The sequence below is a fragment of the Thermococcus sp. LS1 genome, from assembly GCF_012027395.1.
In the GTDB taxonomy this organism is placed as follows: domain Archaea; phylum Methanobacteriota_B; class Thermococci; order Thermococcales; family Thermococcaceae; genus Thermococcus.
The window spans coordinates 602502-620923 of record NZ_SNUJ01000001.1; the positions used below are offsets into that span (position 1 = coordinate 602502).

The 18422-nt window shown below is 50.8% G+C and carries 17 protein-coding genes and 1 other RNA gene; 9 read left to right on the forward strand and 9 right to left on the reverse strand.

Annotated elements, in window-relative coordinates:
- The first annotated feature begins 37 nt into the window (after positions 1–37).
- Both E3E26_RS03270 and rnpB read left to right on the forward strand, forming a co-directional pair.
- Positions 38–1645 (forward strand): hypothetical protein, encoded by a 1608-nt coding sequence (locus tag E3E26_RS03270; RefSeq protein ID WP_167899876.1) that lies wholly within the window; start codon positions 38–40, stop codon positions 1643–1645.
- 47 nt (positions 1646–1692) lie between these two features.
- Positions 1693–2014: RNase P RNA component (gene rnpB, locus E3E26_RS03275), an RNA gene on the forward strand.
- Here the strand turns inward: rnpB and E3E26_RS03280 are convergent.
- From E3E26_RS03280 to priL, 3 genes are read right to left on the reverse strand one after another with little or no spacing between them, the layout of a single operon-like run.
- Complete coding sequence (locus tag E3E26_RS03280; protein WP_167899877.1) at positions 2000–2851, reverse strand: DMT family transporter; 852 nt, start codon at positions 2849–2851, stop codon at positions 2000–2002. The genes rnpB and E3E26_RS03280 overlap by 15 nt on opposite strands.
- Positions 2848–3888 (reverse strand): DNA primase catalytic subunit PriS, encoded by a 1041-nt coding sequence (gene priS, locus E3E26_RS03285; protein ID WP_167900137.1) that lies wholly within the window; start codon positions 3886–3888, stop codon positions 2848–2850. The genes E3E26_RS03280 and priS overlap by 4 nt, the downstream gene beginning before the upstream one ends.
- Complete coding sequence (priL, locus tag E3E26_RS03290) at positions 3881–5086, reverse strand: DNA primase large subunit PriL (RefSeq protein WP_167900138.1); 1206 nt, start codon at positions 5084–5086, stop codon at positions 3881–3883. The genes priS and priL overlap by 8 nt, the downstream gene beginning before the upstream one ends.
- A gap of 342 nt (positions 5087–5428) precedes the next feature.
- Here priL and E3E26_RS03295 point away from each other — a divergent pair, with 342 nt between their 5' ends.
- The 3 genes from E3E26_RS03295 to E3E26_RS03305 all read left to right on the forward strand — a co-directional run bounded on the left by E3E26_RS03295 (position 5429) and on the right by E3E26_RS03305 (position 8535).
- Positions 5429–6178, forward strand: a complete 750-nt coding sequence (locus tag E3E26_RS03295; RefSeq protein WP_167899878.1) for an ATPase domain-containing protein — start codon at positions 5429–5431, stop codon at positions 6176–6178.
- 81 nt (positions 6179–6259) lie between these two features.
- Positions 6260–7426: a hypothetical protein gene (locus E3E26_RS03300; RefSeq protein WP_240911629.1), complete on the forward strand. Its 1167-nt coding sequence runs from the start codon at positions 6260–6262 to the stop codon at positions 7424–7426.
- The gene (locus E3E26_RS03305) at positions 7420–8535 is read left to right on the forward strand and encodes a tripartite tricarboxylate transporter permease (protein ID WP_370520076.1); all 1116 of its coding nucleotides are present in this window, start codon (positions 7420–7422) and stop codon (positions 8533–8535) included. Before E3E26_RS03300 ends, E3E26_RS03305 begins: the two co-directional genes overlap by 7 nt.
- Positions 8536–8546: 11 nt before the next feature.
- On the opposite strand, the gene E3E26_RS03310 is transcribed toward E3E26_RS03305, so the two are convergent.
- The gene (locus tag E3E26_RS03310; RefSeq protein ID WP_167899880.1) at positions 8547–8855 is read right to left on the reverse strand and encodes a DUF5748 family protein; all 309 of its coding nucleotides are present in this window, start codon (positions 8853–8855) and stop codon (positions 8547–8549) included.
- Positions 8856–8926: 71 nt separating this feature from the next.
- Between E3E26_RS03310 and E3E26_RS03315 the strand changes: the two genes are divergently transcribed.
- Positions 8927–10117, forward strand: coding sequence for a class I SAM-dependent rRNA methyltransferase (locus tag E3E26_RS03315; protein WP_167899881.1), 1191 nt, complete (start codon positions 8927–8929; stop codon positions 10115–10117).
- Positions 10118–10210: 93 nt separating this feature from the next.
- On the opposite strand, the gene E3E26_RS03320 is transcribed toward E3E26_RS03315, so the two are convergent.
- A complete protein-coding gene (locus E3E26_RS03320; RefSeq protein WP_167899882.1) occupies positions 10211–10954 on the reverse strand; it encodes an RlmF-related methyltransferase in 744 nt (247 codons plus the stop codon).
- 107 nt (positions 10955–11061) lie between these two features.
- On the opposite strand from E3E26_RS03320, the gene E3E26_RS03325 reads away from it, so the two are divergent.
- Together E3E26_RS03325 and E3E26_RS03330 are read left to right on the forward strand one after the other, a co-directional pair.
- Positions 11062–12048: a hypothetical protein gene (locus tag E3E26_RS03325; RefSeq protein ID WP_167711422.1), complete on the forward strand. Its 987-nt coding sequence runs from the start codon at positions 11062–11064 to the stop codon at positions 12046–12048.
- Entirely contained in the window at positions 12041–13042 is a 1002-nt protein-coding gene (locus E3E26_RS03330) for a hypothetical protein (protein WP_167899883.1), read from the forward strand. Before E3E26_RS03325 ends, E3E26_RS03330 begins: the two co-directional genes overlap by 8 nt.
- Before the next feature lie 9 nt (positions 13043–13051).
- Here E3E26_RS03330 and E3E26_RS03335 read toward each other — a convergent pair whose 3' ends face one another.
- Positions 13052–14314 (reverse strand): serpin family protein, encoded by a 1263-nt coding sequence (locus E3E26_RS03335; protein WP_167899884.1) that lies wholly within the window; start codon positions 14312–14314, stop codon positions 13052–13054.
- A gap of 77 nt (positions 14315–14391) precedes the next feature.
- The gene (locus E3E26_RS03340; protein WP_167900140.1) at positions 14392–15657 is read right to left on the reverse strand and encodes a M20 family metallo-hydrolase; all 1266 of its coding nucleotides are present in this window, start codon (positions 15655–15657) and stop codon (positions 14392–14394) included.
- A 116-nt stretch (positions 15658–15773) separates the two neighbouring features.
- Between E3E26_RS03340 and E3E26_RS03345 the strand changes: the two genes are divergently transcribed.
- On the forward strand, positions 15774–16589 hold the full coding sequence (locus E3E26_RS03345; protein WP_167899885.1) for an MBL fold metallo-hydrolase: 816 nt from the start codon (positions 15774–15776) through the stop codon (positions 16587–16589).
- Here the strand turns inward: E3E26_RS03345 and glmM are convergent.
- Positions 16586–17956, reverse strand: a complete 1371-nt coding sequence (gene glmM, locus E3E26_RS03350; protein ID WP_167899886.1) for a phosphoglucosamine mutase — start codon at positions 17954–17956, stop codon at positions 16586–16588. The genes E3E26_RS03345 and glmM overlap by 4 nt on opposite strands.
- A 29-nt stretch (positions 17957–17985) precedes the next feature.
- Entirely contained in the window at positions 17986–18390 is a 405-nt protein-coding gene (locus E3E26_RS03355; protein WP_167899887.1) for a UPF0146 family protein, read from the reverse strand.
- Between the last annotated feature and the right edge of the window lie 32 nt (positions 18391–18422).

Consider the following 18422-nt stretch of genomic DNA (forward strand, 5'->3'; position numbering starts at 1 on the left):
TATATGGATAAAGTACAACTACCAATGGTGGGAACGCATGAGGAAGGCAACGGTCACGTTGATTGCCTTACTGCTGGTTATCTCAACCCTACCCGGCTCCTCCGCTCAGTTCGTGAGCTTCACGACTAACGATACAATATCCGTTCTCAGGGGAGACTACAGCACCGGGACGATTCAGCTTACCAACGCAGGTGGATTCAGCTTCAAGGTGGTCAGCTACCAGAGCTTCTGGGTTGAAGATTCGGAAGGAAACATTGTCCAGGGATTCAATCTTACAGTGAGCCCGAGGATATTCAGCGACTGGTCGCCCCAGAAGACATATTCCCTCTCTTACAACATTTCCTGCAACGGCAGCGTTGAGGGGGGAACTTACACCCTCTACCTCAAGTTCTGGGCATTCACTGCCGGTGGCTCCATGTACATAGTCCACGCCAAGGTTCCCCTCAACGTTATATCTGAACCGCTCCGCTTTGAAGTAGCTGAGGCCTACGTCAAGGAAAGGCCCGGCTCCCCATACATCCTGAATGGTGAAACCCTTGTTGTTTTTTCCCACGTTATCAACATTGGCCACTCCGCAGTTACGATTAATGCATCCGTTTCGTTCACCGGAAACGGAATGGTCTACTTCTTCGAAAATAGGACGCTGGAGATGGCCCCGGGCGATAACCTTGTCAAGTTTGAAATCCCCGTGGGCTATGACGTCCCAGAGGGCATCTACCGGCTTGAGTACTCCATTCAATACGATGGTGATAGTTACAGGTATTCCCGGGAGTTCCAGGTTAAGTTTGGAGTTAGGCTCGTTGGCCTTTCCCTTCAGGCGGATGAAGTAAAGCTCGGGGAGGAGAACAGAGCTTACCTCACCGTCCTCTCGGAAAGGGCGATAGGCGTGAACCTCACAGTGGAGACGTATCGGGGTGAGAACCTCATATCGAACATGACAACTCCGGTAACCATCCAGGGAGGCACGGATGTTCTGGACGTACCTCTCCTCACGAACGTTTCGGGCTCCATAACTGCCTTCATAAAGCTGACCTTCAACGGCAGATTAATCGGCGAGGGCAACGTCTCTTATACAGTCCTGGCTCCGGCAGTGATCAGAAACGTAACCTACGAGCGCCTCTCGGATGAGGAGGTACTGTTCAAGGTCACGGTTCTCAATCCCGGTGAGGATGGTGTTGACGTTATCCTCACGTACAGGATAACAAGTGGAGGTAAGGTTCTCTACAAGGATTCTCTGCAGGAAACACTGAAGGCTGGTGTTAATGAAATAGCCCTCAAGTTCAAGCTCCCCCTTGGGGAGGTTGTTGAATACGAGTTTACGCTCGTTTCAATGGATGAAACCAGCACCTCAAAGGGTGAGCTCTACCTCCAGCCGCCGGCTCCCCCAACCACGACCACAACAACGACAACTAGTCCGTCGAACACCACGACGACCTCTGGGGACAACGGTTCCTCAATCTGGTGGATAGTTCTCGTTATAATGGTCTTCCTGCTCTTCATAGCAGGTGCTTTCTACTACACGAGAGCTGGAGAAAAATCCAAGAAGCGTGTCAGGCCTAAACCCAAGAGGCGTTCGCCCCTTGGAAGGTTCAGAAGGCCAAAGGAGCCGAGATTCCCGGAAAACAGGGAGCTTCCGAAGAAGTGATCTGGGTGTACCAAACCTTTTTATCCCCTTTTTCATAACTCTTCTTGGCGAGGGGGTCGGGGGCTCTCGGGGCACTCCCGAGGAAGTTCCGCCCACCGCACCGGGGCCGCGGTGCCGTAAGGCACCTCCCGAGAGGGAGGGCAACGGCGCAGAAACGACACGCCCTGGCAGGGATGGGAATGAAAGCGGCGAAGGGGCCGGCGACGGCTCCCGAGCTAACCCGCAGACGACCTGTCAGGGAGCGGTGAAACGGCCGTCCCGCGGGGTGCAAGGCCGAAGAAGGGACGATGAATTCCCGGTGGGAGTCCCGTGGTAGGCCGCTCAGTCGAATGCCCCCTTGACACGGAAGGCGGGCTACGACCCCCTCGCCCAAACGTCTAACATCGATGCCAGAAGAATCAGCGCACCGCCTATGACTGTTCTAAGCTCTGGAACTTCACCGAAAATTAGGAACGCGTAAACCACGGCGCTCAGCGGGTCTAGATAGCTCAATATGGCCACTTCGTTGACCTCAACATCTTTCAGGCCATCCATGTATAAGAAGAGCGCGAGGGCAGTATGAATGACGACAAGAATTATGATAGCCCACCAGACCGGGTCTCCAATGCCTGAAACTACCATAAACGGCGCAAGAACCAGTGATGCTATCGCCAGCTGGAGGAAAGTTAGAACCGAGCCCTCAACGTCCCTCAGGAACCTTCCGAGGTTTGGGATGAGGGCATAGAAAAACGCTGCCGTTAGTGCGAAGATTACCCCTAGAAAGTCTCTGTCGTTGAAGTTCAGCTCTTCTCCACTCATTATGAGGAGCAAGCCGAGGAAGGCCAAACCTATGAGGGCCCACCTTTTTGGGGTTAACCTCTCTCCTAGGAAGCGCCATGATATTATGGTGGCGATGACCGGAGCGAGGTAGTAAACGAGCACGGCCTTCGCTATTGTGGTGTAGTTGAATGCCGTGAAGAGAAATACCCAGTTGAGGGCCAAGGCAACTCCGAGTGCGATGAGGGGCTTCGTCTTCTCTTTCAGGGACTTCCCGACTTCTCTGAGCCATGCCCTCTTCCCGGTTCCGAAGGTTAGAAAGAGTAGTAGCGCACCTAGAGAAACTCTGAAGAAGGCCACTCCTAGGCCGGAGAGGTTGGAAAAGCGCGCGAAGATGCCCACGCTTCCCCATATGAGCATTGAGACGATTATTTTCAGTCTTCCGTTCACAGCTCATCCCCGTGAAGCTCGAGCCACTCTTCGTAGGCCTCTTTGACTTCTTCCTCCCTGAACTTTGGAACTGCATCGCGGAAGGGATTGAACTTCTCAAGCTTTCTCTCGTCTGAGCCAATGTATGTCGCTACCAGTCCAACTTTTGAGTGCAGGCTGGATGGAACGCGGAGGATTCTCTTGACGTCAACCGTGACTCTCCCGTCAAAGTAGGCCTTTGAGAAAGTGCTGGAGAGGGCGAACAGCCTTGTCAGTGTTTTATATCCTATCCCCTGTGGAAAGGCCGTTAAAAGACCTTTTCTGACGAAGCCCTCGTATATCTCATCGCGGCTCTCGAGTATCTTCTTCACCTGCCCTTTTCTCAGCCCGATGTTAAGCAGGTGATTCTCGTTGGCGCGGGCGATGAAGTAGCCGAAGCGAAGGCGAAAGACCCTGAAGTAGCCCGAGGAGAGCATTATCTTCCTGCTCTGGATGTCTTCGAAAGTTACTTCTTCGGTCGCCGAAATATAGGCTAAAATCTTCTCCCTTGCTTTCGAGTCAAGCTGGATGGCCCAGTCATCGAGAACTCTTATGTGATAACCCCTCCCAGAATAGACCACGTGAACATCCTCAAAGCCGAAGTCTTCCTTTAAAATCACCAGAGTGTCCCTTGCGAGCTCCTTCGCGTCCTCCAAACAAATTGGACACACTTTTCCATGCTCATGAATGTGTCCGCACCTTCTCAGGGGCAAGTCCTTGGCGTCTATGTCGAACACCAGCTCCGCACCGAGCCAGCCGCTCATCCCTTTTGGATCCTCGTACAGTGCAACGCTCGAGTAAATCGCATAGGGGGCCGTGGCCTTGATGTAGTCCTCCAGATCTCTGACGTCCATGAAGACGTTTTTCCTATCGCTTGGCCCTTCCCCTGTGTGGTCAAAGCCGAACTCCCTGTTTTCCAGCTTCTCAACTAGGAACTTCGGCAGCTTCTTTGCGTTCCATTCGGCTTTGTAGTAGAGGGCTCTCTCTTCTTTGGTGACCTCCCTAAAGAGCTCAGCCACCTTCACCACCCTCTTCGCGCTTCTCTTTCTTTCTGTTCTCCAAGTAGAGCCGTCTCAGGTAGTACGTCAGTGGGTTCTTGATGTTCCTGCAGTGTCTGTCGGGCTTGCAGAGCTGGGGAGCGTTGGCCCTTATTTTGGAGCAGTTGGGAGGGAAGTACCATGTAGAGTTCCCGCTGTCCTCGAGAGTTGGTTTGTCTGTTAAGCCGAAGCCGAGGTGGTACCAGATGTTTTTGATCTCGTGAGGCTGATCTTCGAATAGCGGTGGGCTGCACCTGTTTCCTGCCTCTATGATAATGGGAAGTATCTCCTTCTCAATTACGCTTAAATCCTGGACGCAGTCCCTGACCCTGACGTCCCTCCGCGGTGGGTTAGGACAGAGCCTCGCATAGCTCAGGAAGCTCGTCAGGAGGACGGTTATCGCGTAGTTCCTCAAGCCAGCGGGGACGCCGCCAAGGGCAATTTTAACGCACGGAGGGAACAGCTCAAAGCGAAGCGGCTGGGCCTCTGCAGAACCCATCCTCTCGAGTCTTTCCTTGAAGTATTCCCTGGCTATCTCGCTCAGCTTCTCATAGAGCTGCAGGTAGTAGGTTGGCAGCTCGTCTCTTATCTCGTAGAGGAGATTTACCGCTTTCTCGAAGTTCTTCTCAAAGGACTTCTCCCACAGCTTCAGTGCCTGTTCCCCTGTCAGGTAAGCGTAGCCTTTTCTGATGTAGACTTCTTTGAGGCTCCCCTCCCAAAGCTCGAGGAACTTTTTGAGCCCGGTCTTGTATCTCAGTCTCAGCTTTTCTCTCTCGCTTGGGGGAAGTTCAGTGTGGTGGGTTCTTTCGAGTATTGTTCTGTCCCTGTTGGGAATCTCATCCCTTTCAACCATCTTCAAAGGTATTGCCGTCCCTGATATTTTGCTGACTCTCCTTATCCGCTCGGAGTATATCTTGATATTGGCCTCTCTCACGAGCTCCATCTCGATTCCGTACGGCGAGAAGGCAAGGGCACCAAGAAGGGCATAGAACGTCAGTAAATCCTGGATGTCGCTTAGCTCAAGGATATCTTCTGGAATCTCTCCAGATTTTATCCACGAGACTCTCTCCAGTGCCTGCTCTATTCCAATGTATGAAGGAATTATTGAAAGCAATTCATTTATTCCACCAAATTCTTCCTTGACGAGCCTCTTGGCTTCGCTTCCGAAGGGATCCAGCATGGCTTCACCTCTCATCAATAAGTGCTGGTTGGAACATAAAACGGTTTCCTTCTACAAGAAAGTTTTGTTTGTTGATGGTGTCTAGCATGAAATTATATTTGAGTAAGTTTTAAATCTCACCTCAGTTGAAGTCGATAGTTCAAATTTCGTGCAGGGTACCTAAAGTCTTTATTACGGCCTTTGCAGCAGAGAAAGCTACAAACCTCAAAACACTTCTCGATTTTTCACCGTTTTGGGTGAAGTGGCTACTTGCATCCCAAAAGTTTTATATCTATTCGACTCCACATGTTATATTAGAAATTAAAAACATGAGTTCGTAAAGAACTCTTAAAGGTGATTTGAATGGTCACGAAATACACCGTCAAAAGAGTGAAAAGTGGGATTCCTGGTTTTGATGATTTAATTGAGGGGGGATTTCCTGTTGGAACTACCGTTCTAGTTACCGGCCCGACTGGAAGCGGTAAGACAACCTTTGGCGTTCAGTTCGTCTATAAAGGTGCTGAGCTGTACAACGAGCCAGGGGTCATAGTTACCCTTGAAGAGAGAGCACAGGACCTAAGGAGGGAGATGAGGGCCTTTGGGTGGGATCTCGAGAGGTATGAACGGGAGAGAAAGATAGCTATAGTTGATGGCGTCAGTGCCGTCGTAGGGCTTCCTTCGGAGGAGCAGTACGTTCTTGAAGGCAACCTCAATGCCGAGGACTTTCTCCGCTACATCTACCGTGTGGTTAAGTCCATAAACGCGAAGAGGCTCGTCATTGACTCTATCCCGTCGATAGCCTTCAGGCTCAAAGAGGAGTCCAGGATAAGGGAGGTTCTCCTGCAGCTCAACACAATACTCCTGGAAATTGGCGTTACTTCGATCTTAACCACTGAGGCTCCCGATCCAAGCAGGGGCAGGATAAGCAGGTACGGTATGGAGGAGTTCATTGCGAGGGGAGTTATCCTCCTCGACTTTGTTGAGAAGGAGGTCGAGCTCAAGCGCTACCTCCTTATCAGAAAGATGCGTGAGACCAAGCACTCTATGAAGAAGTATCCATTCGAAATAAACGAGGAAGGCATCGTTGTTTACCCGAGCGGCGAGGTTTATTAACCTCCTACTCTTTTCTGTATCCCTCTGCATCGCTGCAGGTTTTGGGATAAATTTTTTAAACCTCTGTGATTACTAAAAATCATGGTGAGAAACAAAAGATTAGTAGTTGTTTTAATAGTTGGATCAATCGTAGTTCTCGGTACCATGGTCCTACTTGGCGAGAGCACTCGGGAGTTCCAGGAGTTCACCGGATTGTGTGTCTACTCTTCGGACTCTTTCTCTGTGTTGAGCGATGGGGAAACAGTCGTGGGAGTGTACACAGCTCTTGAGGAGGGTAAAGTTTACCGGATAAGGGGGAGGTTATTCAATTCCACTTCTGGGTTAAGAATGCGCCCAGAAAGAATAGAGTCCGCAGAGCCATCTTTTCATCTTGATGTAATTGAAGGAGCATACTGGCCATCAGACGGTCATTACCTGCTGGCTCCAGGCAAAATAAAACTGGGAGTCCCAATTGATGCAAGAAAAGGTGAATTAGTTAGGGTTGAGGGCATCTGGTACGGGAAGAAGTTCTATCCTGTGAGGTACGAGACCCTTGGATTCTCAGAGAAGCCTGAGGATCGTATGCCTTGGAGCGTTGAGGGAATCATTATCTACGCCGGCTCAAAAACAGTACTCTGGAACGGCAGCGAGGAAATAGTACTGTATCTCCCCTATAGAACGAAACTCGAGCTCGGCAAGAGGGTTCGCGTTGTGGGAATAGTGCGGTTTTACTCGAAGCTCTCCCTTATTGTAGATTCTCAGGAGGACGTACAAGTCATTGGAGATGCAGAGCGCAGGGACGTCTTACATGCTGGGATCGGTGAGGTGGCGGTTGGAAGTTGCACTGTCATTGGGAGTGGGAGCTCTCTCAAGCTGAACTGCACTGATTTGAGGCTCTACGGCTTCTCCGCCCGGGTGGGAGATAGGGTTTACCTCGAGGCCATCAGGAGGAAATCCTCCCTCTACTGCATGAATTGCAAGATTGTTACGCCAAGGGAGGAGCTTCCCAATGAAATCTGCTCGTTTGAGGTGGGGGAATTCGCAAAAGTGAGCGGCTGGGTCGAATGGGTTAAAGTATACAAAAACGGCTTTGGGCTTGCGAACGTTACTGATGGGAAATGCTGGGTTCTCCTAAAGCTCAGGAAATCCCTTGAAGTCTCACTGGAGGAGAATCAGACGGTCACGGCCTATGGGATCTTCACGACCTACCGCGGCATGCCGGCCTTTGAAATAGCCTCGGGTGATGACCTTTGTTCTGGGAGATGCTAGCCGGGATCCTTGGCGGAACGCTGAGCGGTATCTCCCCCGGAATCCACGTGAACACACTGGCTGCTTTTCTCTCAAGTGTGGGGGTAGACGGCAACCTGCTCCTCTTTTCCATGGGATTGACCCACACTTTTCTTGACGTCATTCCATCGGCATTCTTCGGCGTTCCGGACGAAGGAACTTCCCTTGGTGTTCTTCCCGCACACAGACTCGTTCTTCAGGGTAGAGCGATGGAAGTCGTCAGGATCGCTCTCTGGGCCAGTTTTCTTGCCGTGCTAATGGCGGCTCCCCTAATGACTCTGTATCTCCTTCTGGCTCCCATATACCGCCCGGATTTTGGCAGGCCCTTCGTTTTGCTCCTCGCTTTGATCCTGATACTCACGGAACGCGGCTGGAGAAAGCTCTTCGCACTCTTTGTCTTTCTCCTTTCGGGAATCCTGGGTATCTTTACCTTTAGGCTCTCACTCAGCCAGCCTTACTACCACCTCTTCACGGGTCTCTTTGGCCTCCCCGTTCTCATTGTGGCGCTTGGCTCAAAGAATCCTCACCTGAGTCCCGGAGACAGGGACATTAAAATGAGCACAAAAAGCTTCATTGGCTTTTCCTTCCTTGGGACACTTCTTGGTATGGTTGCTTCACTCGTTCCTGCCTTCACGGCCTCTCAGGCGGCCTTGCTGGGTTCTTTCTTTTCAAAGGACGAACGCTCTTTCCTTACAATCGTTTTTTCCATCAACACTGCAAACTTCCTTTTCTCCTTTGCGAACTTCTTGGCAACGGGCAGAATAAGAAACGGCATCGTCGCCCTGATGACGCCCATTGGAGAAGAAGCCCTCCGATTTTATCTTCTTGCAGCCCTTTTTGTCTCGATGGTAGTTCTGGCCTATGGAGAGGCCCTTGCGGATCTTATTTTGAGTATCATCTCCCAAATACCTTACAGAGCACTCAACATAGCTGTGGTTCTCGTTCTTCTCGCCCTCTCCTACCTTTTTGACGGCCTTTTTGGTCTCCTCGTCTTAACTGGGGCGACCCTAATCGGTCTTCTAGCCGTAAACCTCGGCGTTAAGAGAACGAGTTGCATGGGAGTGTTGATGCTTTCGATAATAATCGGATAAGAAGAGAAGAATCAGATGGACTTCTCCTTTAGAATCTTCTGGAGCTCAACGTAGTCTGTGACTATCCTCTTGTTGTCGAGGGTAGTGAAGTAAGCTTTTTTGATTTTAACGGTCTTAGCGCTGACGTACTTCTTTTCGGGCGGATTATATGAACCGGGCTCTACGACCTCGTACTCTATAACGTACGTCTCGAGGTCAGGCTCTCCCATATATTTCCAGACTTCATAGAAAATTTCGGGGTCGAGGTGAATTTCGCCATCTATTTCTGTCCAATCCGCCCCGATTTCTTCCAGAAACTCTTTCACCACATCGAAGTTCATAGAACCACCATTAAATATTAGGGACGCTAAGGGTTATATACCTATCGCCGAACTTCCCACGGTGGTGAGAGATGGCGAAGGTTTACGTTGACGCTCAGGCCGCGAGAGCTATAGGTAAAGGCGCGATGATAGTCTTTAAAAAGGGCGTGATCCGCGTTGAGGGTGAGGTTAAGCCGGGAGACATCGTTGAGGTTTACACGCGCGGAAAGAAGTTCCTCGGAAAGGGCTTCGTTAACCCCAACTCAAACATCATGGTTCGCCTCGTCACGAAGGACAAAGATACTGAGATAAACAAGGAACTCTTTCGGGAGAGGATCAAAAAGGCCAATGAGTATCGGAAGAAGGTTTTGGGTTATGATAAGGCCTACAGAATGGTCTACGGCGAGGCAGACTACCTGCCGGGTCTCATCGTGGATCGTTTCAACGAGATCGCTTCACTCCAGATTTCAAGCGTTGGAATGGAGCGCTTCAAGCTTGATCTGGCCGAGGCTATAATGGAGGCCGAGCCCGAAATAGAGACCGTCTTCGAGAAGAACACCGGCCGCTCGCGCAGGAGGGAAGGCCTGCCCGAGATAGAGCGCGTCCTCCTTGGCAAGGAGAAGTATCGCACGATAATAGAGGAAGGAAAGGCAAAGTTTATCGTGGACATGCGCGGGCAGAAGACAGGCTTCTTCCTCGACCAGAGGGAGAACAGGATAGCCCTGGAAAAGTATGTCAAGCCTGGGATGAAGGTTCTGGATGTGTTTACTTACACGGGCGGCTTCGCTATCCACGCGGCCGTCGCCGGTGCCGAAAAAGTAGTTGCCGTCGACAAGTCACCGAGGGCCATCGAGATGGCCAAAGAAAATGCAAAGCTCAACGGCGTTGAGGACAGGATGGAGTTCATAGTTGGCTCCGCCTTCCCTGTTATGGAGGAGATGATAAAGCGCGGCGAGAAGTTCGACATAGTGATCCTCGATCCACCCGCCTTCGTCCAGCATGAAAAGGACCTAAAGCGCGGTCTTAGAGCTTACTTCAACGTGAACTACGCAGGTTTACAGCTCGTCAAGGAGGGGGGAATACTCGTTACTGCCTCGTGCTCCCAGCACGTTGACATGCAGACCTTCAAGGACATGGTGATAGCTGCAGCAGCAAAGGCTGGCAAGTTCCTCAGGATGCTTGAGCCCTACAGAACCCAGGCGCCAGACCATCCGATACTTATGGCCTCCAAAGATACGGAATACCTCAAGGCGCTCTTCCTCTATGTGGAGGACATGAAGTGAGACTCCGCCCAGCGGAGCGTCGAGGGACGATGAGGAGAAAGCACCTCCTCTGATTCCGGCGTGAGTGATGAGACGCCCACGGGCCCGAGTCCCTCATGTCTCTAAAATCAGGCTGTGCCTCCAGCGGGTTCCGGCTTTGAACCTCACGTCTTTGATTTTATATCCTAGTTCTCTTCCTTTTTCGGCTATCGCCTCGATGAGAGGTTTCTTATCTGGCAAGAAGAGGGCAACTTTTCCCCTGGGCTTCAGGCAGTCAAGCGCCTCCTCGATGAGCCTCACTGAAAAGCCTTCCCCATATTTCCCCCCACCGACGCCTTCCGTTTCTGTCAGGACTCCCCTCGTAGGCCTCTCGTAGTAGGGTGGGGCAGAGAAGATAACGTCGAACTTCTCTCCCTCAGGGATTACACCCCGGATTATCCCGCCGTTGCTTTTGATTAGCCTGACTCTGGCATTGTTCCTCTCGATGTTGGCCTTGGCGTAGGCGAAAAACTCCTCATCAATCTCCGTCGCGGTAACGTCGCAGTTGAAAAGCTTCGCCGCCATGAGCGCCATCATGGCAGTATGCCCGGTTCCTATCTCCAGAACTCTCTCGCCGCCGCGGAGGAAGGTTTTCAGAAAGATGTATCGTGAAACGGGGGTAGTAACAAGTCCGCGCGGGTGGTATTCTATGTCGAGACCGAAAACGGCCTTCGCGATAGCCCGGTTGTAGAGTATCCTTGCCTCCCTGTTCGAGAAGTCCAGCCTGCCTTTCTTGTCGAGGTGTCTCTCCAGCTCCGGGAAGATCTTAACGGCCTCACTGATAGGCAGTCCGAGCTTTCCGTCCTTCCAAGTGGGCATGGGAACATAATCAGCACGGAGGTTTTTCAACTTTATGAGTTATTTTGTTTAGAAGTCATAGAAAGATTTAAATAATATCGTCATTAAAATACTATTGGTAATCGTTGATGGCAACATTTGGACTGTGGTATTTTAGGTGGAATGGCGAAGAGAACGTCTCCACGCTGGGCAATGCTGAGAATGAGTTTGGGAGATTCTTTGACTATGCAGTGGCCCTTCCAGCTAGGGAAAGGGTAGATAGTGGTGTCAAAGAACTTGCTGTATACACTGGAAATGGCTTCAATGATGGGAGAAAATTCGCTGAAGATATCTTCTCGACAATAAAAAGTATCCCGGTATATGTGGCAATTCCTTACTGGAAGAGCTATATTCCAGAACCACGAGAGAATCCAAAAGGAGGGAACAAGTACTGGCTTGATTGGCTAAACGGTGTACTGAGTGTAAATTCTTCCAACCTCAGGGGATTTTATTGGAGTCTTGAAAGTGCTTGGATGTTTATAAATTACTATAAAGATGTTCTTTGCAATCAGGGACAAATGCCTTACGTGAACCCCCAAACTATTGACATTTTAAGTGAAGAAATCCACAACAGAGGCCTTGAGTTTATATGGATTCCCTACGCCAGGACATATGCCCTCCAAAATACCGATATCTGGCCCCGTGATTATCCAGTGTGCGGAAAGGATTGGTCAATTCCAGGAGGTTCAGAATTTTTTGATCTGGTCTTCGTTCAATCAAATTATTATCAATGCAGGGATTGGTATAAAAATGTGCAGTGGACAGATGAGGAAGGAAAAGTGAGGACTGGCCTTTCTTTGGGTGAATGGGTGGATATGCTAACTGACATAAATCGTTCCAAAAATACCAGCAACGTCTTCGTCGAATTTGAATGTGATGGCAGAATTTTGACAGGCGGTGATGATAATTGCAGTGGGATTTGGCATCCCTCCACTGAATACAAAGATAGGGCATGTAAATACGTCGAGTGTTCTGGGCAGTTTATTAACCGAGCATACTACTTTGATACAAACTTGAATAACATTAGTTTTATGAATGGATACTGCCAAGAAACGTTAGGTGAAAGGTATGTCTAGCTTCCTTAAAATAATTGCAGTATCCTTGTGTTTCCTTATTTTTACATTTCCTTTTGTGTCATCTAATGTCAAGATTATAACCCAAGGACTACCTCCAACCAGGGGTATTCACGTGTCCATAGGAACCCTTCCAAATTCGAACATAATATTCATCTCCACCGAAGAGATTGATGCATACGATGATGTATGGGTGAATCCCGACACGGAAATTGATTGGTACTACTATGTGGACTCCTCTGGGGTGCGCTTTCTTGGGGCTGAGTGCTACACAAGGGCATACTCAATGTGCCCCAGACTAAATTTGAACGTTTCGGAAAATCTGGTACGATTTAGGACTAAAACAAAATTCGTTAAGGGAGTTCCTGTAAATGGCTCCATACTGTTTAATTTTGGGGAGAGTATCTACAAAGTTCCTGTTTCCGAAATATTGCCATATCTCTGGGATAAAAGCTGGATCCGGCACCTGTGGGGATATAACATGAATGGGAGCTTGATATTTCTTCCAAAAGTAATCATTGAGATAAGGGGGGCTGGGGTTAGGTATCAAGACTGTTCTATTCAAAACAGCTCTGCATCTGTGCTATACCTTGATCAGCAGTATAACATCACATATTATGTTAAGACCTCTTGGAAAAAGTCAAAAATTAAAAGTGAGGTAATAGACCAGTACAAACTCCTGCATCTCCTTAAGAAGCCGATCTATATCTTCTTTTACAATGGAACTTTTAAAGCCTTTAAAGTTGGCAGGATTAATTTTAGATATTCCACTGTTCTTGCTACCGCGAACAACAGCACTTCTGTTTTTGTAAGTCCGAGTTTTTACTATTCTAACATGGCATCTCCTTTCGTTTCAGCCAATGCCACATATTCACATTCGAAAGGAACTAACGTTACCTCCCCTCGCCAAGATAAACATGAATTCTGGCTGTTAGCTGTGATACTATTTGCTGTTGCCATCACATGCCTGCTGTGCAGAAACAGAAAGAATATGTAATAGGGTTGGTCATTCCCTCGGGTCCACCACCCTCCCCATGAAGAGTATTGCCCCCGTTTCCCTGTCGTAGATGAGGAAGATGAACGGGTGGTCTGCCCTGAATACTTTCGTGTCTTCCGGTTCTACTGTGGCAGCCAGGGTCATTATGACGGCTGTTGCCGCTGCCGCCTCGGTTCCGTTCTCGGCAACGCTTATGAAAGTCTTGTGGATGACGTCGCTTATAACCAGGCCACCTCCCGACGAGATTCCCGAGAAGTCTGGCAAGGTGAAGGCGCTCCTCATGCCCATCTCCATGAGGGTGTCCTTCAGGTGGTACTCCTTCTCGAACCTGAACTTTGGCAGGGTTACCTCCACGCTCTCCTCCACTGTGCCGTTCAGGATGCCCTCTATGAGCCCGAGGCTCAGGCTCGCCTCGACCTCGTCAAACCTTCCCCTTCTGGGCAGGATTATCAGCATGCCCAGCCTTCCGCCTTCGTAGGGCAGCTCAAGTGCCTGGAGCTCATTGTTTTCGAAGTATGGGAACTTCCCGGTCTGGTGCATCATCGGAACCGTAACCGGGCCCGATGGCGAGTAAAACGTCCCGTTCTTTGTCTCGCTCACCTTGAATCTGCTCGACCAGTTCCCCCTGAAGTAAATCGCGTTCGTTATTACGAGCTTTGTCGCGGGGCTGAGCCTCGAGACGATGTCCTTAATCCTGCCGTTCGTCTGGTTCTCCACCCAGCCGTTTATTTCCCTGGCAGCTCCCTCCGGGTCGTTCATGAAGTCGACCTTCTCGACCTCACCCATGTAGAACCCCCTCGTGACCCAGAGGTACTTCTCGTTGATTGGGTAGTCCCTCTGAACCCAGAGCGCGTTCGCGGTTTTGAGGACGTATGGAGAACCGCCTGGGGTTCCCAGGGAGAGCAACAGGTACCTGAAGCCCGTCCACCTCGTGTCGTTTTCGGGGGGTAGATGGAGGACCTTTCCCATTTCCTCCCTCGTGCTTCCTCTCGCCCCCTCGTATGTCATTGCTAGCGCCGTTTCAACGCTGTAGGGCGAGAAGAACACGTTGCCGTCTTCTTCGGCCAGTTTGTGATACAGGTCAATGGCAAAGGCGTTGATTCCCTCAACTACCGGGTCTTCCTGACCCTCTTCCAGCACGTCGTATTTCGTTCCCGGCGGCGTGAAGGTTGAGCTGCTTGATGTCGTGGAGGGCCTGACATTCTCGGCCTGCCCGAGACAGCCCGCAACGATGACGGTGAGGAGCAAAACCAGTAAAACGGCCCGGTTCATGGAATCACCGAAATTACTACCCTGGAGAAGTATAAATACCTGGCGATGGCTTCAAACTGGCTTGAAACGGATAAAAATCAGAGCAGCGCCAAGGCCGCCATAACCTTGGCGTCTTCAACCATGTTGTCTATCTTTGCGTACTCGTTGGGCTGGTGAGCCATCTCATCAAGTGTTGCCCACACAACTGCTGGAATGCCGAGCTTTCTGAAGTAGGCTGCGAAGGTTCCGCCGCCTATTCCGCCGACCGTTGCCTCCTTTCCGCGGAGCTCATTAAGGGCCGTCTGGAGGAGTTTCACTATCTCGCTGTTCGGATCGGTTGGCTCCGGAGCATCAAGGCGCTGAATAACCTCGATCTTTATCTCTGGGAGAACTTCCCCATCGATTTTCTTTTTGTACTTGGCCTTAATCTCCTCGGCAAGCTTCTCTGCATCGCTCAGTATCTCATCTAGGCTGTACTTCGGCAGAACTCTGCAGTCGAAGACTACCTCGTGTTCTCCGGGGGCAATGTTCGGTGAATCGGCGGGGCCGTTAACCATCGTCGGCTCGAAAGTGCTCTCTGGCGGATCGAAGAGCTCATCCTTCTCGGAATACTTCTCGTGGAGGAGCTTATCCAAGTGGTAGGCGTAATCAAGGGCAACGCGGTGAGCGTTTAGGCCCTTATCGGGCATGCTAGCGTGAACCTGCTTGCCTCTGACCTTAACCCTGAACCAGAGGATGCTCTTCTCGGCGACCTCTATGAAGGTTCCATCCTCGTTTCCGCCGTCCGGAACGAGAACGAGGTCATCCTTACTGAAGAGCTCCGGGTGCTCCTTCATGAGCCACTCGATGCCGTACTTGCTTCCGGTCTCTTCATCGCTGACGAAGGCTAGGATTATCGTTCTCTTCGGCCTTATTCCGAGGTTCATCATGGCCCTAACTGCATAGAGTGAAGCGACCAGGCTCTGCCCGTTGTCCTCGCTTCCCCTGCCGTAAACTTTGCCGTCTTTAACGACTGGCTTGAAGGGCTCTGTGACTGTCCACTTGCTTAGGTCTCCGGGCGGGACAACATCGAGGTGGGTGAGTATCCAGAGCCTTGGTGAGTCCTCTCCTTTCTCGCCGTAATAATAGGCGAGAATGTTCGGTCTCACGCCGTTCTTGGCCCTCTCGTCGGGTGCATTGTAGACCTCAACCTTATCGAAGGGCCAGTCCTTGATTATCTCGAGAAGCTTCTGGGCCTTGTCGTATTCACCCTCGTAGCCGTAGTTCGGACTTATTGCCTGGATTTTGATGAGCTCCACCAGGGTTTTCACCATATCATCACGTAGGTTTTCGATTTCTCTCGATACCCTTTCAATATTGACCATTCCAACCACCGGATTTGGTAGGGTCTTCGAACTTAAACGGTTTTCGACGTCCCAAATGTCTTATATACCCTCACGGCGATACTCATACGTCTGCAAAAGAACGCGGGGGTGGAGAGTTGATAGAGATAACCTTCCTCGGCAGCGGCGGCGGCAGATTTATAACCATAACACAGTTTCGCTCCACGGGAGGCTTCCACATCAGGGCCAGCAGGAACATCTACGTTGACCCCGGGCCGGGGGCCCTGGTTCGTTCGTGGCGCTACAAGCTCGACCCCAGGAAGCTCGACGCTATCTTCGTTTCACACAGGCACGTTGATCACTGCAACGACACCGAAGTCATGATTGAAGCCATGACGGGAGGGGCGCTGAAGAAAAGGGGCATGCTTATAGCTTCGAAAAGCGTTGTCTACGGTGACGAGACACACACCCCAGCGGTCAGCAAATATCACATGGACGTCCTTGAGAGCATACATACCCCTGAACCGGGCAACAAAATCGCGATAGGAGAGGAGGAGCTCATAATAACCCCCACGAGACACTCAGACCCGACGACCATAGGCTTTCGAATGAGAACCAGATATGGCGACATCTCATACATACCGGATACCGCGTACTTCGATGAGCTCATTGAGTGGCATGACGGCTCGAGGCTCATTATAGCCGCCGTAACCCGGCCGAGGGATATGGGGATTCCCTACCATCTCAGCACCGATGACGTCGTCATGATGCTTAAGAAGATGGAGAAAAAACCTGAAGTCCTCATAATGAGCCACATCGGCATGAAGATGCACTTTGCGAACCCATACAAAGAAGCAAAATACATAGAGACCGTAACGGGCGTGAAGACCTACGTCGCCAAGGAGGGCTTCAAAGTAATGGTGAATAAAAACGAAATAGCTGTGAGAACTCTCAGGCCGGCACGCTTCGTTTAGGTCCTTTCTTTTTTCATTGCCTCTTCCACTGCCCTTCTGACAGTGTTGTAGGCCAGCTCGAAGAGCTCGTCGCGCCTCTTTTCGGTTGGGCCTTCCACGACTACCCTTATCTTTGGCTCTGTTCCGCTCGGTCTTACGAGAACCCAAGAGCCATCTTTGAGGTTGAAGCGGAAGCCGGAGATCGTCAGGATCTCCTTTATGTCCTCCCTGAGCTTTTCTTCGAGAACGTGCCTTGCGACTTCGAGGACGGTCTTCTTGTACCTGTCCGGACACTTCACGTTCTTCTTGGTGAGGTAGTAGGTTGGAATCTCCTCACGGATTATTTCGGATAGGGGTTTTCCGCGCTCGTCGATGAGCTTGATGAGCAGGCCCATCGTAACGAAGCTGTCTATCCATAGGCCGAACCTGGGGTGGATGAACTTCCAGGGCTCGGCGGCAAAAATAGCGTTGTACTTCTTTATGCCATCGTGGGGCTGGCCGAGTGGGACGCGGTAGACCCTTCCACCAGCGTTCTCGACGACTTCATCGATGCGCGAGCCGGTGTTTATCGATGTAACGATGACTCCACCCCCGTGCTCCTCGACGTAAAGCTTGGCAAAGAGCGCTATCAGCGTGTCCTCATCGACGTAGTTGCCCTTTTCATCGAAGACCGCTATTCTGTCGGCGTCGCCGTCTTGGGCTATAGCTAAGTCAACGCCGAGCTCCCTCACAAGATTTCCGAGATATGCTATGTTATCGTACCTCGGCTCGGGCTTTCTGCCCGGGAAGTAGCCGTCGATGTGAGCATTGATGCTTATCACCTTCGCCCCCATCTCGCGAAGCAGATAGGGAGCAACGACGCTTCCGGCGCCGTTCGCACCATCGTAGAGGACTTTCAGACTCGTTTCATGGTCGACGAAGTCCAAGACTGCGCCGATGTACTCGTCGACGATGTCCCTCTGACGAACCTTCCTTATCTCGTCCCAGTCCGCTTTCTTATAATCCCCTGAGAAGATTATCCTTTCCAGCTCCGCCTCCTGCTCGAGGTAGAACTCGGTTCCGTCGCCGTTGAAGACCTTTATTCCGTTGTCCGTGGGCGGGTTGTGGCTGGCTGTTATCATGACTCCAGCGTCGCCATAGCGGTTGGTACCCCATGCCAATGTTGGCGTTGGTATCAGTCCGAACTGGATTACCTCCATGCCTGAACTCAAAAGCCCAGAAACGAGCGCGTTCTCGAGCATTATGCTTGAAGTCCTTCCGTCCCTTGCGACAGTCACTTTTCCCTTCCTGATGTACGTTCCGAGGGCTCTCCCAACGTTCAGCGCTAGATCTGGTGTGACCTTTTCCCATAAAGTGCCCCTAATTCCAGCCGTTCCGAAGAGCTTCATAACACCACCATGACTACTTGGGAGCGGCTTTAAATAGTTTTAGCCATGTATATGGCCAACCCCCTGTGGTTGATAAGCTTCAGATTACCTGGCATTGTGTCACCACTGAGGGGAAGGATGTAAACTGGGAGTCCAAGCTTCTTCCCGAGCTCGAGAATCGGGCGGACTATTTCGGGCGTCGGTCTTACGGAGTACAAGGCTTTGGCATTCCTGTATAGCTCCATCCTTGGGTTGAAGATATCATCCCGGACGGCGTTTATTCCAAGCTCCCTTGCTTTTTCAACGGAGGCTGGATTCCAGTCAACTGCAAGAACATCGTAGCCCATCTCTCTCAGCTTTAAGGCCACTTTGAACTGGAAACCTATACCGAGTTCGACTATTTTCCCTCTTGGAACCCTTTCCGCCAAGAAATCTGCGAAGTCTTCAATCGGCATGGTAGAAAATGGGAGAGGGGAGTTTAAAAAGC

What these genes read in the sequence shown, in the direction of transcription:
- E3E26_RS03270 (WP_167899876.1), top strand. Translation starts at nt 38, where the DNA reads ATGAGGAAGGCAACGGTCACGTTGATTGCCTTACTGCTGGTTATCTCA.
- priL (WP_167900138.1), bottom strand. Translation starts at nt 5,086, where the DNA reads ATGCTGGATCCCTTCGGAAGCGAAGCCAAGAGGCTCGTCAAGGAAGAA.
- E3E26_RS03295 (WP_167899878.1), top strand. Translation starts at nt 5,429, where the DNA reads ATGGTCACGAAATACACCGTCAAAAGAGTGAAAAGTGGGATTCCTGGT.
- E3E26_RS03300 (WP_240911629.1), top strand. Translation starts at nt 6,260, where the DNA reads ATGGTGAGAAACAAAAGATTAGTAGTTGTTTTAATAGTTGGATCAATC.
- E3E26_RS03305 (WP_370520076.1), top strand. Translation starts at nt 7,420, where the DNA reads ATGCTAGCCGGGATCCTTGGCGGAACGCTGAGCGGTATCTCCCCCGGA.
- E3E26_RS03310 (WP_167899880.1), bottom strand. Translation starts at nt 8,855, where the DNA reads ATGAACTTCGATGTGGTGAAAGAGTTTCTGGAAGAAATCGGGGCGGAT.
- E3E26_RS03315 (WP_167899881.1), top strand. Translation starts at nt 8,927, where the DNA reads ATGGCGAAGGTTTACGTTGACGCTCAGGCCGCGAGAGCTATAGGTAAA.
- E3E26_RS03320 (WP_167899882.1), bottom strand. Translation starts at nt 10,954, where the DNA reads ATGCCCACTTGGAAGGACGGAAAGCTCGGACTGCCTATCAGTGAGGCC.
- E3E26_RS03325 (WP_167711422.1), top strand. Translation starts at nt 11,062, where the DNA reads ATGGCAACATTTGGACTGTGGTATTTTAGGTGGAATGGCGAAGAGAAC.
- E3E26_RS03330 (WP_167899883.1), top strand. Translation starts at nt 12,041, where the DNA reads ATGTCTAGCTTCCTTAAAATAATTGCAGTATCCTTGTGTTTCCTTATT.
- E3E26_RS03335 (WP_167899884.1), bottom strand. Translation starts at nt 14,314, where the DNA reads ATGAACCGGGCCGTTTTACTGGTTTTGCTCCTCACCGTCATCGTTGCG.
- E3E26_RS03340 (WP_167900140.1), bottom strand. Translation starts at nt 15,657, where the DNA reads ATGGTCAATATTGAAAGGGTATCGAGAGAAATCGAAAACCTACGTGAT.
- glmM (WP_167899886.1), bottom strand. Translation starts at nt 17,956, where the DNA reads ATGAAGCTCTTCGGAACGGCTGGAATTAGGGGCACTTTATGGGAAAAG.
- E3E26_RS03355 (WP_167899887.1), bottom strand. Translation starts at nt 18,390, where the DNA reads ATGCCGATTGAAGACTTCGCAGATTTCTTGGCGGAAAGGGTTCCAAGA.